At 65.7% G+C, this 13,865-nt stretch carries 11 protein-coding genes; 8 read left to right on the plus strand and 3 right to left on the minus strand.

The genetic code is table 11. The annotated features are described in order from the left end of the window. Window positions 1-3 precede the first annotated feature (3 nt). From EXR94_07150 to EXR94_07165, 4 genes are all read left to right on the plus strand, one after another. Entirely contained in the window at window positions 4-1,269 is a 1,266-nt protein-coding gene (locus EXR94_07150) for an amidohydrolase family protein (protein ID MSR02502.1), read from the plus strand. Further along, a complete protein-coding gene (locus EXR94_07155) occupies window positions 1,266-2,150 on the plus strand; it encodes an alpha/beta hydrolase (GenBank protein ID MSR02503.1) in 885 nt (294 codons plus the stop codon). The genes EXR94_07150 and EXR94_07155 overlap by 4 nt, the downstream gene beginning before the upstream one ends. A gap of 225 nt (window positions 2,151-2,375) precedes the next feature. After that, window positions 2,376-3,344 carry an alpha/beta hydrolase gene (locus EXR94_07160; GenBank protein ID MSR02504.1) on the plus strand — a complete coding sequence of 323 codons (969 nt, stop codon included), beginning with the start codon at window positions 2,376-2,378 and terminating at the stop codon, window positions 3,342-3,344. A 167-nt stretch (window positions 3,345-3,511) separates the two neighbouring features. Beyond that, complete coding sequence (locus EXR94_07165; GenBank protein ID MSR02505.1) at window positions 3,512-3,913, plus strand: DUF4440 domain-containing protein; 402 nt, start codon at window positions 3,512-3,514, stop codon at window positions 3,911-3,913. Here EXR94_07165 and EXR94_07170 read toward each other — a convergent pair. Together EXR94_07170 and EXR94_07175 are read right to left on the minus strand one after the other, a co-directional pair. Continuing rightward, the gene (locus EXR94_07170; GenBank protein MSR02506.1) at window positions 3,772-4,590 is read right to left on the minus strand and encodes a hypothetical protein; all 819 of its coding nucleotides are present in this window, start codon (window positions 4,588-4,590) and stop codon (window positions 3,772-3,774) included. The two genes, EXR94_07165 and EXR94_07170, sit on opposite strands and share 142 nt — an antisense overlap. A 40-nt stretch (window positions 4,591-4,630) precedes the next feature. After that, window positions 4,631-4,924, minus strand: a complete 294-nt coding sequence (locus tag EXR94_07175) for a hypothetical protein (protein ID MSR02507.1) — start codon at window positions 4,922-4,924, stop codon at window positions 4,631-4,633. Between the two features lie 138 nt (window positions 4,925-5,062). Here EXR94_07175 and EXR94_07180 point away from each other — a divergent pair, with 138 nt between their 5' ends. Genes EXR94_07180 through EXR94_07190 form a run of 3 tightly spaced genes read left to right on the plus strand, consistent with a single transcriptional unit; the run spans window position 5,063 to window position 12,071 of the window. Continuing rightward, entirely contained in the window at window positions 5,063-8,374 is a 3,312-nt protein-coding gene (locus tag EXR94_07180) for a hypothetical protein (GenBank protein MSR02508.1), read from the plus strand. Continuing rightward, a complete protein-coding gene (locus EXR94_07185) occupies window positions 8,371-10,425 on the plus strand; it encodes a penicillin acylase family protein (protein ID MSR02509.1) in 2,055 nt (684 codons plus the stop codon). Before EXR94_07180 ends, EXR94_07185 begins: the two co-directional genes overlap by 4 nt. Continuing rightward, window positions 10,422-12,071, plus strand: coding sequence for an amidohydrolase (locus EXR94_07190; GenBank protein MSR02510.1), 1,650 nt, complete (start codon window positions 10,422-10,424; stop codon window positions 12,069-12,071). Before EXR94_07185 ends, EXR94_07190 begins: the two co-directional genes overlap by 4 nt. A gap of 83 nt (window positions 12,072-12,154) precedes the next feature. Here EXR94_07190 and EXR94_07195 read toward each other — a convergent pair whose 3' ends face one another. After that, entirely contained in the window at window positions 12,155-13,510 is a 1,356-nt protein-coding gene (locus EXR94_07195) for an amidohydrolase family protein (protein MSR02511.1), read from the minus strand. Window positions 13,511-13,570: 60 nt separating this feature from the next. On the opposite strand from EXR94_07195, the gene EXR94_07200 reads away from it, so the two are divergent. After that, the gene (locus EXR94_07200) at window positions 13,571-13,855 is read left to right on the plus strand and encodes a hypothetical protein (protein MSR02512.1); all 285 of its coding nucleotides are present in this window, start codon (window positions 13,571-13,573) and stop codon (window positions 13,853-13,855) included. The last annotated feature ends 10 nt before the right edge of the window (window positions 13,856-13,865 follow it).

Raw genomic sequence — 13,865 nt, forward strand, 5'->3', positions numbered from 1 at the left:
GTCATGGCAGAGGGGAGAGGGATCGGTACGGTGACCAGCTACCTGCTCAGGAATGCCGCCGTCTTCGACGGCAGCAGTCCGAACCTGACCGAGGACGACGTCGTGATCGAGAACGGCCGGATCGTCGATATCGCTCCCCGGCTGTCCGCGGCCACTGCCACGCAGATCGATCTGGCTGGGCAGACCCTGATGCCCGGCATTATCGACGCCCACGTGCATGTGTATGCCTCGGAGCTGAATCTGACCAGCAACATGCGCCGGCCATGGACCTACCTGGCGCAGTATGCTCATGGCTTTCTGGGTCACATGCTCAGCTACGGTGTGACATCCATCCGTGACGTTGGCGGTGGCGACTACGGGCTGGCGCAGGCGCTGGCCAACGGCCTGGTCACGGGGCCACGATTGTTCTACGGCGGCCGGCTGCTCTCGACCACCGGAGGGCATGCCGATTGGCGTCCCGGCCAGGAGGATGACCACGATCACCTGCTCTGTAACTGTGGTGCCATCGACCAGAAGCTGGCCGTGCTGGCCGATGGCCCGGACGCGGTGCTCCGCGCGGTGCGCGACGAGCTGCGGCGCGGCGCCGACCATATCAAGATCGTAGCCTCCGGGGGCGTCGCCTCGCCGAACGACCCCGTCGACAACCTGCAGTTCACCGACGATGAGATCCGCACGATCTGCGACGAGGTGACCCGCCACGGCCGGTACGTCGCCGCGCACTGTCACCCGGCTGCCGCCATCGAACGGAGTGTCCGTCTGGGCGTTCGCACCATCGAGCACGGCACGCTGATCGACGACGCCACCGCGCGTTACGTGGCCGAGCAGGGGGCCTATCTGGTGCCGACCATGGCGGTGATCTACGCGTTCCATGAAGATGGCGCCAAGTACGGTCTGCCAGCGGCGAGCGTGCGAAAGGTCGGCGAGGTGATCGGTCACGCGCAAAGCGGCATGGAGCGGATGAAGAAGGCCGGCTGCAAGATCGGATTTGGTACTGACCTGCTCGGTCCCCAGCACACCCGTCACGGCACCGAGTTCGGCTTGCGGAGGGACGTCTTCACGCCGCTGGAGATTCTCCGGCAGGCAACCTCCACGAACGCCGAGATTCTCAATCGTAGCGGCGAGATCGGCTGCATCCGGGTCGGCGCACGGGCCGACCTGATCGCCGTCCGCGGCAATCCGCTGGACGACATCGAACTGCTTGCCGCGCAGGGTCGACATCTTTCGCTGATCATGTGCGACGGCGCGGTGTACAAGGACGAGAACCGATGAGCGAAATGAACACCAGTCAGTCTCTCGCATCATTGACCCTGAGCGACGGCCGCCGGTTGGCCTACGCAGAGGTCGGTGACCCGCAGGGGAAGCCGTTGCTCCTGCTGACCGGTACCGGGACCGGGCGATCCCAGGCGTACTGGTTCGATGCCGCAGCGCGAACGGCAGGGATCCGCCTGATCGTCACAGATCGGCCCGGCTATGGACATTCCGATCCGCGGGCCGATCTCACCTTCCTCAACCACGTGGACGACGTTCGTGAGCTGCTCGACCATCTGAAGCTGACGCGCGTCAGCGCCGCCGGCATGTCCGGCGGTGGGGGCTATGCACTGGCTTGTGGCTACCGACTCCCCGACCGGATCGAGCGGGTGGTCATGGTCTGCGGTATGGTCCCAGTGCCACCGGAGCTGTTCAGGAAAATGTCGCGGTCCGTCCGGCTGATCTTCTGGCTCACGCGCCACATGCCGCGCCTGGCCGTGTGGATGATGGAACGCGGCATGCGCGCTCAGGGCGCACTGAACGACGCGGCATTGCAACGGCGGCTCAAAGGGAGGCCCGAAGCGGACCGCCGCGTACTGGAGCGCCGTGAGATGCGCGAACTGTCCTTCGGTCCGCCAGCTCTCGACGCGATGCGTCAAGGCATGAGCATTTTCGTTTACGAGATGGGCCTGTACGGCCGCCCGCTGGGCTTCGATCTCTCCCAGGTTCGCGTGCCGGTGAGAGTCTGGCACGGACAGCGGGATGCCAACGTGGTGGTCGATATCGCGCGCTACGTAGCTGCAGAGGTTCCGGGAGCGACGCTGCACATCGAGCCCGAGGCGGCCCACTTGTTCGCGTTTGGCGATCCTGCCGGCCTGATGCAACAGGTGATGGCGCCGTGACAGCATGCACAGCGTTTGCAACGTGGTGGTCACAACTCGGAGCCGACCACTCTGACGTGCGAACTGCCGCCTAACCACAGCTTGCTGCAGCCGGGCGCGCGGCTCGCCGCTCGCCAAGTCGCGGCCGCGGCGCCATGTTGTGATTGATCGTTGCCGCGGCCGCTCAGCCCCGATGGCGCGCCCGCAGCAGAAGCTGGATCCGTTAGAACATCTCCACCGCAAGGGATGGCCATGCTTGAAAGCCGAATCGTTGGTCGATCGTGGCGCGCCGTGCTCACGATTCTGGGGAGCGTGCTCGCGCTGGCCTGTGGCGCGGCTGCCACCGAATCGCCTGGCGGATTGACCTCGCCCGTCCTCGTGCGGCAGCAGCTGGACGTCGTCTATGCGGCGCTGGATCCGGCGCAGAAGCTCGATTTGTATCTTCCGTCCACGGGGGCCGGCCCCTTTCCGCTGGTGATCTGGATCCATGGCGGCGGCTGGTTCCAAGGCGATAAGGTCCTTGATACGCTCTCGGTCCAACTACTGACGACTCGCGGGTTTGCGCTCGCCTCACTCAACTATCGGCTCAGCGGGGTCGCGCGCTACCCGGCTGCGGTCCAAGATGTGAAGGCCGCGATTCGCCATCTGCGAGCGAATGCGGCGCGGTACGCGCTGCTGCCCGACCGGGTAGCGCTTTGGGGGAGCTCGGCAGGCGCGCACTTGGCCGCGCTGGTCGGCGTAACCGGTGACATCGCGATGTTTGATGACCCCGCGCTCGGGAACAGTGCGCAGTCGGCCCGGGTGCAAGCCGTCGTCAGTTGGTTCGCACCAACGGAGATACTGACGATGGATACCGACAACGCTGCGCAGGGCTGTCCGCTGTTTGGCGGCACCGGGCATGACAGTCCCACCTCCCCGGAGGGCCTCTTTCTTGGCGCGCGGCCGTCCAGCGTGCCCATCGTGGCCCGCGATGCCAGTCCGGTGACGTGGCTGACGGTCGACGACCCGCCCTTCCTCTTGCAGCATGGCGGCCGGGATTGCATGGTGCCGACGCGTCAAAGCGTGCGTCTGCGCGACGGCCTGCGCGCGCTGACGAGTGACACGACGCGGTCGAGCTGGACGCTTTTCCCACAGGACGGGCATGGAGGCCCGTCGTTCACCACGCCGGCCAATGTCGAGCTGGTGATCGCGTTCCTCGCTCGGTATCTTCGCTAAGCGGCGGTCGGCCGCTCGACCGTCCGGCTCCGCGAGGCGGTCTAAAACAAAGTTAGCCAGACGACCGGTTGGGGCGTGAGAGCGTTTGGTGTCTGAATAGCCCGGGGTGCCGCTGAACGGAACCGCCGAATCACCGGTGCACGGCAATTCACATCAGAGGAGAGAGTATGGACAACGTGAACCTCGTGAAAAATCTCTACGAGGCGTTTGGCCGCGGAGAGGTCCCGACCGTTCTTGGTGGGATGAGTCCTGACATCCACTGGCATGAGGCGGAAAGCAACCCGTACATGCCAAGCGGCGAAGCATGGGTTGGGCCGGACGCCATCCTGAACAATCTGTTCGTGCGACTGGGCACAGAGTGGGACGGGTTCGCCGTCCATCCGAAGTTGTTCCACGATGCTGGCGGCAGCGTGATTGTCGAAGCCCGCTACAGCGGAACGTACAAGGCGACCGGGAAGAGCATGGACGTGCAGGTGTGCCACGTCTGGGACGTTAAGGACGGCAAGGCAACCCGGTTCCAGCAGTACTTGGACACGGCGAAGTTTCGAGACGTCATGGGCGCGAGGTAGGGCGCGCGATTCGGAAGTTCCCGGAGCATGGCGGGGCGCGCGTCGGGTGCGCCGGACAGGTGGGGCGCGTTCAGCGCCCGGAAGTGGCTCTCGACGACCAGCAAAGTTTTCCAGAGCAGCGCCGTGGCGTTCTCGACGTACTTGAAGCGCTGGGCGGCCGACGGGCGGAGCCGGACCGCGGCGAACGGCGATGCGATCACGTTAGTGGTGCGCAGATGGGGCCAGTGCTCGGCGGGGAAGGCGTAGTCCGCCGTCATCCGCGTCCAATGCCGCTCGAGTCGGCCCGCGCGATCGTCTGGAGCGCGGCCTTGACCTCGGGCTGGTGCTTCTTGGGCACCGCGTCGGGGGCATTCCGGAGCTTGGGATTCCAGCAGCGCTGCTCCGCGCCCTCGGGGTAGACGGTGGCCATCGGCGATCGTGAGCTTCGGCGCCGAGAGACCACGCCGCTTCAGGTCGCGGAGGACAGCGGCCCAGCTCTCCGTCGATTCCCGCTGCCCGCTGGTGACGGCCAGGACGTGCTTCTGCCCATCGGCATCGGTGCCGATCAGCACGAAGAGCGCGGCCTTGCTGGTGTCGAGCCCGGCTTTCACATACACCCCGTCGGCCCAGAGGTAGACGAGGCGGCAGTCGGTGAGACCGCGATGATCTTCTGGTCTGACATGTGACGCTTCCTCCAACGCGACAGGGCAACTGCACCACGGGCCGCCGTTTGATTATTCAGGGATCCGTGCCCAGTTCTGCAATGATGGCCTCGAGTAGCCGGGTCACGTCAGGATCGCGGTCGATCAGCCGGGAGGCGATGTCGCTGCCTGCCAGCCGGGCTGGATGGGAGCCCCGGAGAATCCGGAGGACGTTGTACTGGCTGGCGGTCAGACTGCTGGTGCTCTTGAGGACCTTGACCCATGGTTCGTTGAGACGGGCGGCGACCGTGAGCAAGCCGAGCAAGGCTTCCTGCTCGGGCAACGCAAACGGCTTGGCCCGCTTCAGAACCTCGGCGATCGTTCTTGTCATGCCGAGATATGGTCGTTATAACGACTATCGTCAGGAGGTTGGTATTGGGCTTCGGCGGCGTGGCGGCGCCAGCCGGTCCGCTCTAGATTCTTCCCTGGCGGTATTCGCGCCACCACCGTTCCGCCCTCGGAGATCCGCATGAACCACCGATCCGCCCTCGCCGGTGCCTTGGCCGCTGTCCTGCTCGTCGGCAACCTCGCCGCCCAAGACAAAGCCACCTGGGACGTCACCCAACCCCGCGGCAAAACCAGGACAATCGCCTTCACCACCACCGAGGGCACCTGGATGTCGGTCGACCAAAGCCCCAATGGCCAGTGGCTGGCGTTCGACTTGCTCGGCCACATCTACTGGATGGCGGCCACCGGCGGACCGGCCACGGCCTTGACCCAAGGCACCGGCATCGCCATCAACACCCACCCGCGGATCTCCCCGGACGGGAAGCTGATTGCCTTCGTCTCGGATCGAAAAGGCCAGAACAATCTCTGGGTCATGAACGCCGACGGCACCGAACCCCGAGCGGTCTTCACTGACAATGCGGTCCGGGTGTCGATGCCGGCGTGGACCCCCGACGGCCAGTACATCGTGGTGGTCCGCCAAGGGCTGCCCACCGGCGGGCAACCCGGCAGCGGCGGACTCTGGATGTATCACAAGGACGGCGGCACCGGCGTCGAGTTGCTGGCCAGTTCCCGGCAACCCGGCGCAACGTGGCCCAGCGTCTCCCGCGACGGACGGTACCTCTACTATCAAGCCTCCGCCGGTTCGTGGCAGGCTGGGTATGGCGGCCGGCCGGACTTCCTCGGCGGCTCGGCCCAGGTCCGGCGGCTCGACCTCAAGACCGGCGAGATCATCCCGATCTCCTTCGGGGAGCAGTCGCAACAGGTCCAGACCTCGAGCGGCGGGATGGCTGCGCCCGAGGTCTCACCCGACGGCACGTGGCTGGCGTTCGTCCGGCGGATTCCGGACGGGACGATTTCCTGGAAGGGGCACACCTTCGGCCCCCGCTCGGCGCTCTGGCTCCGGAACTTGGAAACCGGCGCCGAGCGATTGGCCATGGACCCGGTGGAACAAGACATGGTCGAGGGCGGGAAGGTGCTCCGGCCGTTCCCGGGCTACTCGTGGAGCGCCGACGGGCGGACGATCGTCGTCACTCAGGGCGGCCAGATTCGGCGGCTCGACGTGGCCTCGGGTACCGTCTCCACCATTCCCTTCACCGCCAAGGTTGATCGGACGATTTCGGAGTTGGCCAACACCCAGAGCCGGATTACCGACGATCCGTTTCCAGTCCGTTTTACACGGTGGCAAACGGCCTCGCCCGACGGGAAGAAACTGGCGTTCCAGGCGGTCGGCCGGATCTGGCTGATGGACCGGCCCGGCGGGACCCCGCGCCGGCTGACCGGGGCCGGGTTCGAGCCGTTTGAATACGCCCCGGCCTGGTCGCCGGACGGACAATGGATCGCGTTTACCAGTTGGACCGACTCGATCGGCGGCCACCTTTACCGAATCCGAGCCAGCGGCGGCACCCCCGAGGCGCTGACCCGCCAGCCAGCCGAGTACATCAACCCGGCCTGGAGTCAGGACGGCGCCGAGTTGGTCGTGGCGCGCGGTGCGGGCGAAAGCCGGCGGGGCCGCGGCGTGGTGTGGAACGCCTATTGGGACTTGGTCCGAGTGCCGGCGGCCGGCGGAGCGACCAACTTCGTGGCCCGGGTCAATTCCTCGCTCGACGGCAATGCCGGGAGCGCGTTCAACAATATCCGGAGTCAGATTGTCCGGGCCTCCTATGGCCCGGAGGGACGGATCTTCTATCCCCAACTGGCCGCCACCGCCACCGGCCTCGAGTCGACCCTGTTCTCGATCCGGCCGGACGGCCTCGACCGCCGGGCCCATTTCACCTTCCCCTACGCCGACGAAGTGGTTGCCTCGCCGGATGGGAAGTGGATCGCGTTCCAGGAATCAGACAACGTCTATGTGACGCCGTTTCCGTATGCGGGGAGCGGAAGCGCGCCGGTCCGGATCGACCGGGCCCGGGCCAAGCTCCCGACCACGAAACTCAGCAAGGAAGGCGGGCTCTTCCCACGGTGGCGGGACAACAGCACGGTGGAGTTCGGGAGCGCGAGTCGCTACTTCACCTACGGCGTCGACACCAAGCGGGCCGACACCACCGAGATCAAACTGGTCGTCCCGCGCGACATTCCGGCTGGCACGGCGGCGTTCACCAACGCCCGGATCATCACTCTGGCCAAGCGGCAGGTCGTCACCGGTACCGTGGTGGTGCGCGGTGGCCGGATCAGCTGCGTGGGCCGCTGCCCGGTGCCGGCCGGCGCCAGGGTCTTCAACGCGGGCGGGAAGACCATCGTTCCCGGCTTCATCGACGTGCATTCCCACAACTACCGCGAGCACCGGGGAATCATTCCGCAGAAGAATTACGAGGGGGCCATCTTCCTGGCCTACGGCATCACCACGACGATGGATCCGTCGATGTGGTCCGAGAACCTCTTCCCCACCGCCGAGATGGTCGATGCCGGGACCATCATCGGGTCGCGGGTGTTCAGCACCGGCGATCCGCTCTACGCCGGCGACGGGTCACGCCAAGAGGATTTCACGTCGTATGAGGTGGCCGAGGCGGGCATCAAGAAACTGGCGAGCTGGGGCGCGGTGTCGCTCAAGCAGTATCTCCAACCCCGGCGCGAACAGCGCCAGTGGGTCACCGAGGTGGCCCGGAAAGTCGGCCTCCAAGTTACATCCGAGAACGACAACCTCGAGTACACGTTAGGCATGATCATGGACGGGCATACCGGGTTCGAACACCCGATGAGCTACACCCCGCTCTATGGCGACTTCACCACCTTCCTTGGGAAGGCCCAAGCCACCTACTCGCCGACCTTCATGGTGGGCGGCCCGGGCCCCTGGAACGAGGAGTACTGGTATCAAGAGTCCGAAGTCTGGAAAGATCAGAAGACCCGCCGGTTCATCCCGTGGATGCAGTTCATTCCGCAGACCCGGGAACGGATGATGCGGCCGGCCACCGACTACAGCTTCCCGTGGATTGCTCAAGGCTTGGCCGATATCATCGCGGCCGGCGGCTTCGGCACCATCGGCGCTCACGGCCAACACAACGGACTCGGCTCCCACTGGGAAACCTGGATGGCCGCCTCGGCGCTCGGACCGATGGGAGCCTTGGAGGTGGCAAGCCTCCACGGGGCCCGATTCATCGGCAAGGAGCAGGATCTCGGCTCGATCGAAGTCGGCAAGTTGGCCGACTTCATGGTGCTGAACACGAATCCGCTGGACAACATCCGGAACACCGCCGACATCATGTATGTGGTCAAGGGTGGCGTCGTGTACGATGACGAGACCCTGAACGAGGTCTGGCCCCGGCAGAAATCGTACGGCACCGGGCATTGGCTGATTCCCGATGCCCTGAAACAGGACGACAAGCCGATCCGGCCATGAACCCGACTACGCTGGTGGCCACCGCCGGCCTGGCGCTCGCGCTGTCCGGAAGCGAGGGCCGGGCCCAAGCCCGTCCGGAGATCATTCGGACCGAGCACGGGGTTCCCCATATCTACGCCGCCGATTTTCGGCAGGCCGGCTATGGTCTCGCTTGGGTCGAACTGGAAGACTACGGAGTCCGGGTCGTCAACGCCGTGATCAGCGGTCGGGGTGAGATGGGCCTCGTCTACGGCCCCGACAGCCTCGCACAGGATTTCGCCCGCCGGCCAATTCACGCGCTCGCCAAGCTGGTGTGGCCGCGATTGGAACTTCCCACCCGCCAGATGTACCAGGGGTTTGCGGAGGCCATCAACGATTACGTGACCCGGCACCCCACTGAGTTCGCCCCGCAAATCGAGCCGGTGTTTCAAGGCTGGGACGTTCTGGCCCGCGAAATAGCCGCTCCCGACATCAGCGGAGCCCGGCGGCTGCTCAACCGGAAGACCAATCCACCCGCCACTCGCAATGACGACGAAGGGTCCAACGCCTGGGCCTTCGCGCCTTCACGCACTGCCTCGGGCCGAGCCATCCTGCTCCGGAACCCACACCTGTCCTGGGACGCCGGCTACTACGAAGCCCACCTCGTCATTCCCGGCCAGCTCGACTTCTACGGCGATTTCCGAATCGGGGGAGCCTTCGCGGTGGTGGGCGGGTTCAACCGCGATTTGGGATGGGCCACCACCAACAACGCGGTGGACAATGACGAACTCTACGCCGTGCCGTTGGCCCGGGGGCGGCAAGACCGGATCATTGTCGACGGGCGACCGGTACCGCTGACCAAGACCCTGGTTGCGGCCGGGAGCGAGACCCGGGAGGTCTGGTCTTCGCCGTTCGGACCGGTCATCGGCCGGAAAGACGGCACGGCTTACATCCTGAAAACCGCCAGCGCGGGCGAGTGGCGGGGCGGCGAGCAGTTTTTGAAGATGATGCGGGCCACCTCGTTGGCCGAATGGCAAGCGGCCATGAAGATCCGGGCCCGGACCACGTCCAACCTGACCTACGCCGACCGGGCCGGGAACATTTTCTATGTCTGGAACGGGGCGCTGCCCGCGTTGCCTCACCCGCCCGGGGGCGACTCGCTCATCGTACCGGCTCGGACCCGCCGCGGAATGTTCTCGCGCCTGGTGCCCTGGGATTCGATGCCGATGGTCACCAACCCGGCCACGGGCTACCTCCACAACGAAAACGACTCGCCGCACTTCGCCAATCTCGAAGCACCGCTCGATCCGGCCCGGTTTCCGCCCAACGTCGAGCGGCCGAGTCTCCGGTTGCGAAGCCAGCACGCGCTCGACATGATTCGATATCCCGAGGACAAATTCTCGCTCGAGGATGTGATTCGAACCAAGCACAGCTATCGGATGCTGCTGGCCGAACGGATGCTTCCCGAGTTGCTCCGCGCGGCGGAGTCGGCCGTGCCGGCTCCTCCGGCCGATGCGGTGGCGGTCCTGGCGGCCTGGGACCGGTCGGTGGCGCCGCAGTCGCGCGGGGGCGTCCTGTTCGAGAGCTGGTGGCGCCACTACACCGCCCGAGTCAAGCAGCCGTTTGCCGTGGAGTGGTCGATTACCGAGCCGATCAGCACCCCGCGGGGATTGGCCAATCCGAGTGAGGCGGTGGCCGCGCTCACAGTGGCCGCGGATTCGGTGCTGAGGCGGTATGGCCGGATCGACGTAGCCTGGGGTGAGGCCCATCGCATCCGGCTCGGCGGGCGGGACATTCCGGTCGGTGGCTGCTCGGGCGACTTGGGCTGTTTTCGAGTCCTCTCGTTCCGAGACGAGCCCGACGGGAAACGATCCGCCCAAGGCGGCGACGGTTGGATCTTGGTGGTCGAGTTCGGCGACGTGCCGCGCGCGTTTTCGGTCCTGGCCTACGGCCAGTCCAATCGGGTCGACTCTCCATTGTATGCCGATCAGGCCGAGCGGTTTGCGCTCGGTGACTTGAAACCGGTAGCGTTTACCCGCGCCGACGTGGAACGAACTGCCGTGAAGCGCTACCGCGCAGGAGAAACCAAATGACCTACCATCGTCGCGATTTCGTTGCCTCCTTGGCCGCCGTTCCGTTCGGCGTACTCAAGTGGCAACAGCCGGCCACGATTCTCGTCAACGGCAACATCGTCACCATGGACCCGGCGCGGCCGCGAGCCACGGCGCTCGCGATTTTGGGTGACCGGATCCTGGCGGTGGGCAGCAACGAGGAGATCCGGCGGCTGGCGGGGCCGCTCACCAAACGGATCGACCTCGCCCGGAAGACCGTGGTGCCGGGGTTCATCGACGCCCATTCTCACCCGGCGGACTCGGGTCTCCAACATTTGGTCCGGATTGACTGCGACTTGCGTTCGATTGCCGCGATCCAAGCCGCAGTCCGGGAACGTGCCGCCAAAACTCCGGCCGGCGAGTGGGTGCTTGGCTTCAAGTACGACGACACCAAGACCGTCGAGGGCCGCCCGTTATCGCGGGCGGACCTCGACCTCGCGGCCCCCAATCATCCGGTGTTCATCCAGCATCGCGGTGGCCACACGGCCTACTGCAACTCGATCGCGTTCGACCGAGCGGGGGTCACCGCGTCGACCCAGGACCCGGCCGGTGGCATGATCGATCGAGACGCCTCGGCCGCGCCGAGCGGGCGGTTGGCGGAAACCGCGGTCAATCTGGTCAGCCGGATCGTGCCGGTCAAGGAGACCCCGGCCGACCGGCAGACGGGCGTCAAGATCATCTCAAAGATGTTGGCGAAGGCCGGCATTACCTCGGTTCACGACGCGAGTGCGTCGATCGCCGATTGGCGAGCCTACCAAGACGCCCGGGCCGCCGGCGATCTCGGCACCCGGGTCTACGGGCTCATCTATTCGAGTGAAATCGACAAGATCATTGCCGCCGGCCTCCGGCAGGGCGCGGGCGACGAATGGGTCCGGCTCGGCGGCATGAAAGCGGTGTGCGACGGCTCGATCTCGGAGCGGACCGCCCGGATGTCCGAGCCCTACACCGGGCGGCCGAGCGACTTCGGCATCCTGGTCAGCCAGCCCGAGGAACTTTGGCCGCTGCTCGAAAAGGCCCACCGCGCCAATCTTCAAATCGGGGTTCATAGCAACGGCGATGTCGCCATCGACATGGTGCTCGGCCTCTATGAACGACTCCAACGAGAGTATCCGAGGAAAGACCCCCGGTTCCGGCTCGAGCACTGTACCCTGATCAACGAGGATTTGGTCCGCCGGATCAAGGCCATCGGCGCGATCCCAACCCCGTTCTCGACCTACGTCTATTGGCATGGCGAGAAGATGAAGGAGTACGGGGCGGCCCGGCTCGACCGAATGTTTGCGCTCCGGAGTTTTCTCGACGCCGGGATTCGCCCTACTTTTGCCTCGGACTACCCGCCCGGGCCGTTCGAACCGATGATGGGGCTGCAGTCGATGGTGACTCGCACCGACATGAAAGGCACGGTCTGGGGCGCCCGTCAGAAGATTACCGTCGACGAGGCCATCCGAGTGGCGACGGTGCACGGCGCCTACGCCTCGTACGAAGAACACCTCAAGGGCTCACTCGAAAGCGGCAAGCTGGCCGACCTGGTCGTGTTGGGCCGCGATCCGTATCGGGAACCACCGAGTTCGCTGGTGACGATTCCAATCGAGCGAACGATGGTCGGGGGGCGCTGGGTGTACGAGTCCTGAAAGTTCACGTCGTGACCCCGGTTCGCCACATCTCGCACGCTCGAAACCACCCTCGCCGGCGAGGCTCTGCCCGGGCGATGGCGCTATTCCTCGCGCCTGGGCCTGTTGTTTCGAGCCATCTTCGTCGATGCCCTCGAGGCCGACGCCGCGCGGCTGGAGCGGCGGACCTGAGGGTCCAACGCTTCGGTGTCTACGACAACCCGGCCGCCCTTCATGACCCAGCGAACCCGCCGAGTAATGGCCGTGATGTCGGCAAGCGGATTCCCCTCGACCGCGACGATATCGGCATAGTAACCAGGCGCGAGTCGGCCTAACGTGCTGTCCTGACCCACCAGCACCGCCCCCGTGGTGGTGGCGGTGGCCAGGGCTTCGGCGGGGCTAAGCCCGGCTTTCACAAACCACTCCAGCTCCAGGGTGTTTTCGCCAAATCCGGTGAATACCGCATCCGAGCCCATGGCCAGTCGGACGCCCGCCTGGTGGGCCCGCCGCGCGGTCTCGAGGTTCCGCACCACGAACGCCCGCAAGTCGGCGGCGTTCTGCTCGGAGTATCCATACTCGGCCCGGTGGTCGGCATAATATCGGTTGTGGTCGATTGTGGGGACGTAAATGGTTCCGCGCCGGGCCATCTCGGCCAGGGACTCGTTGTCGAGATCGACCGCATGTTCGATCGACTTCGCCCCCGCCCTGACCGCGTCCTTCGCGGCCTCGGGACCGTAGGAGTGCACGGTCACCCGTTTGCCTCGACCGTGGGCCGAGTCGACCGCCGCCTTGAACTCGTCGTAGGTGAAGGTTGGCGTGCCGGACAGATCGTCGGCACTGCCGGTCGACCCGAAGATCTTGATCAGGTCGGCGCCCTGGTCAATCTGACCGATGACCCCAGCCGCGACGGCCGCCGCGCCGTGGCCGACCGCGCCGCAAAAGGTCCCGTCCGGTTTCTTCACCAGTCCACAACCCGCCACGAACATCCGCGGGCCGACCACCCGGCCGTCGTTGATCAGGTCGCGGAGGTAGATGCTGGTCTTGTCGGGGGCGTAGAGATCGCGAACCGTGGTCACCCCGGTTTCGAGGGTCCGCCGGAGGTTCTCCTGGGCCAGGACCAACAAGGTGGGCGCCGGGCGTTTATCGAGCTGGTCCCAGGGCTTGGTCCCGGGTTTTCGGTCCCACCAATAGGTGATATGGACATGGGCATCGATTAGACCGGGAACCGCCGTCCACCGATGGAGATCGGTCACCGGAATACCCCGGAGCCCGGCCGAACCAGCGGGCACCACCCGCTCGATCCGGTCGCCGGCGACGACGACCACGCCATTCTCGATGACCGGGCCGGAACCGGTCACAACTTTCCCGAACCGATAAGCCCGGGTTTGACTCTGAACCGGGGTAGCGGAGAACCCCAGGAGAACGCCGAGCCCGAGGACCCACTGACGAAGGATATGCATCGGGAAAAGGTATCGCCCTCGGTTCCGGAGCAATAGATTGGAGCAACCGGAGGCGTCGCGGTGTCACGAGCATTTACCAAAGAAGACAGCGATGGCCCGCCCCCGAGATATCCACTGCCACCCTCGGACGATCCCGGCTTTCCGCTCGCCGCCGCCCGGGCCCTCTTGGCCGGCGCCAACCAAGGCGACACCGCCAGCGCCGAGGAGGCCACCGGTCACCTGTGGGGCGACAGCCGGTTGGTGGCACCGATGCGGTTGATTCTCGGCGAGGCCGTCGAACGGGGCGACGATCGGCTGGAAGTGCTGACCGAGCGATTTCTCAAAGCGGCCGGCGGATCTCAATAGGAGGCAACGT

The sequence above is a fragment of the Gemmatimonadota bacterium genome, from assembly GCA_009692115.1.
Classification (GTDB): Bacteria; Gemmatimonadota; Gemmatimonadetes; order Gemmatimonadales; family GWC2-71-9; genus SHZU01.

What these genes read in the sequence shown, in the direction of transcription:
- EXR94_07160 (MSR02504.1), top strand. Translation starts at nt 2,376, where the DNA reads ATGGCCATGCTTGAAAGCCGAATCGTTGGTCGATCGTGGCGCGCCGTG.
- EXR94_07195 (MSR02511.1), bottom strand. Translation starts at nt 13,510, where the DNA reads ATGCATATCCTTCGTCAGTGGGTCCTCGGGCTCGGCGTTCTCCTGGGG.
- EXR94_07165 (MSR02505.1), top strand. Translation starts at nt 3,512, where the DNA reads ATGGACAACGTGAACCTCGTGAAAAATCTCTACGAGGCGTTTGGCCGC.
- EXR94_07185 (MSR02509.1), top strand. Translation starts at nt 8,371, where the DNA reads ATGAACCCGACTACGCTGGTGGCCACCGCCGGCCTGGCGCTCGCGCTG.
- EXR94_07175 (MSR02507.1), bottom strand. Translation starts at nt 4,924, where the DNA reads ATGACAAGAACGATCGCCGAGGTTCTGAAGCGGGCCAAGCCGTTTGCG.
- EXR94_07155 (MSR02503.1), top strand. Translation starts at nt 1,266, where the DNA reads ATGAGCGAAATGAACACCAGTCAGTCTCTCGCATCATTGACCCTGAGC.
- EXR94_07190 (MSR02510.1), top strand. Translation starts at nt 10,422, where the DNA reads ATGACCTACCATCGTCGCGATTTCGTTGCCTCCTTGGCCGCCGTTCCG.
- EXR94_07150 (MSR02502.1), top strand. Translation starts at nt 4, where the DNA reads ATGGCAGAGGGGAGAGGGATCGGTACGGTGACCAGCTACCTGCTCAGG.
- EXR94_07180 (MSR02508.1), top strand. Translation starts at nt 5,063, where the DNA reads ATGAACCACCGATCCGCCCTCGCCGGTGCCTTGGCCGCTGTCCTGCTC.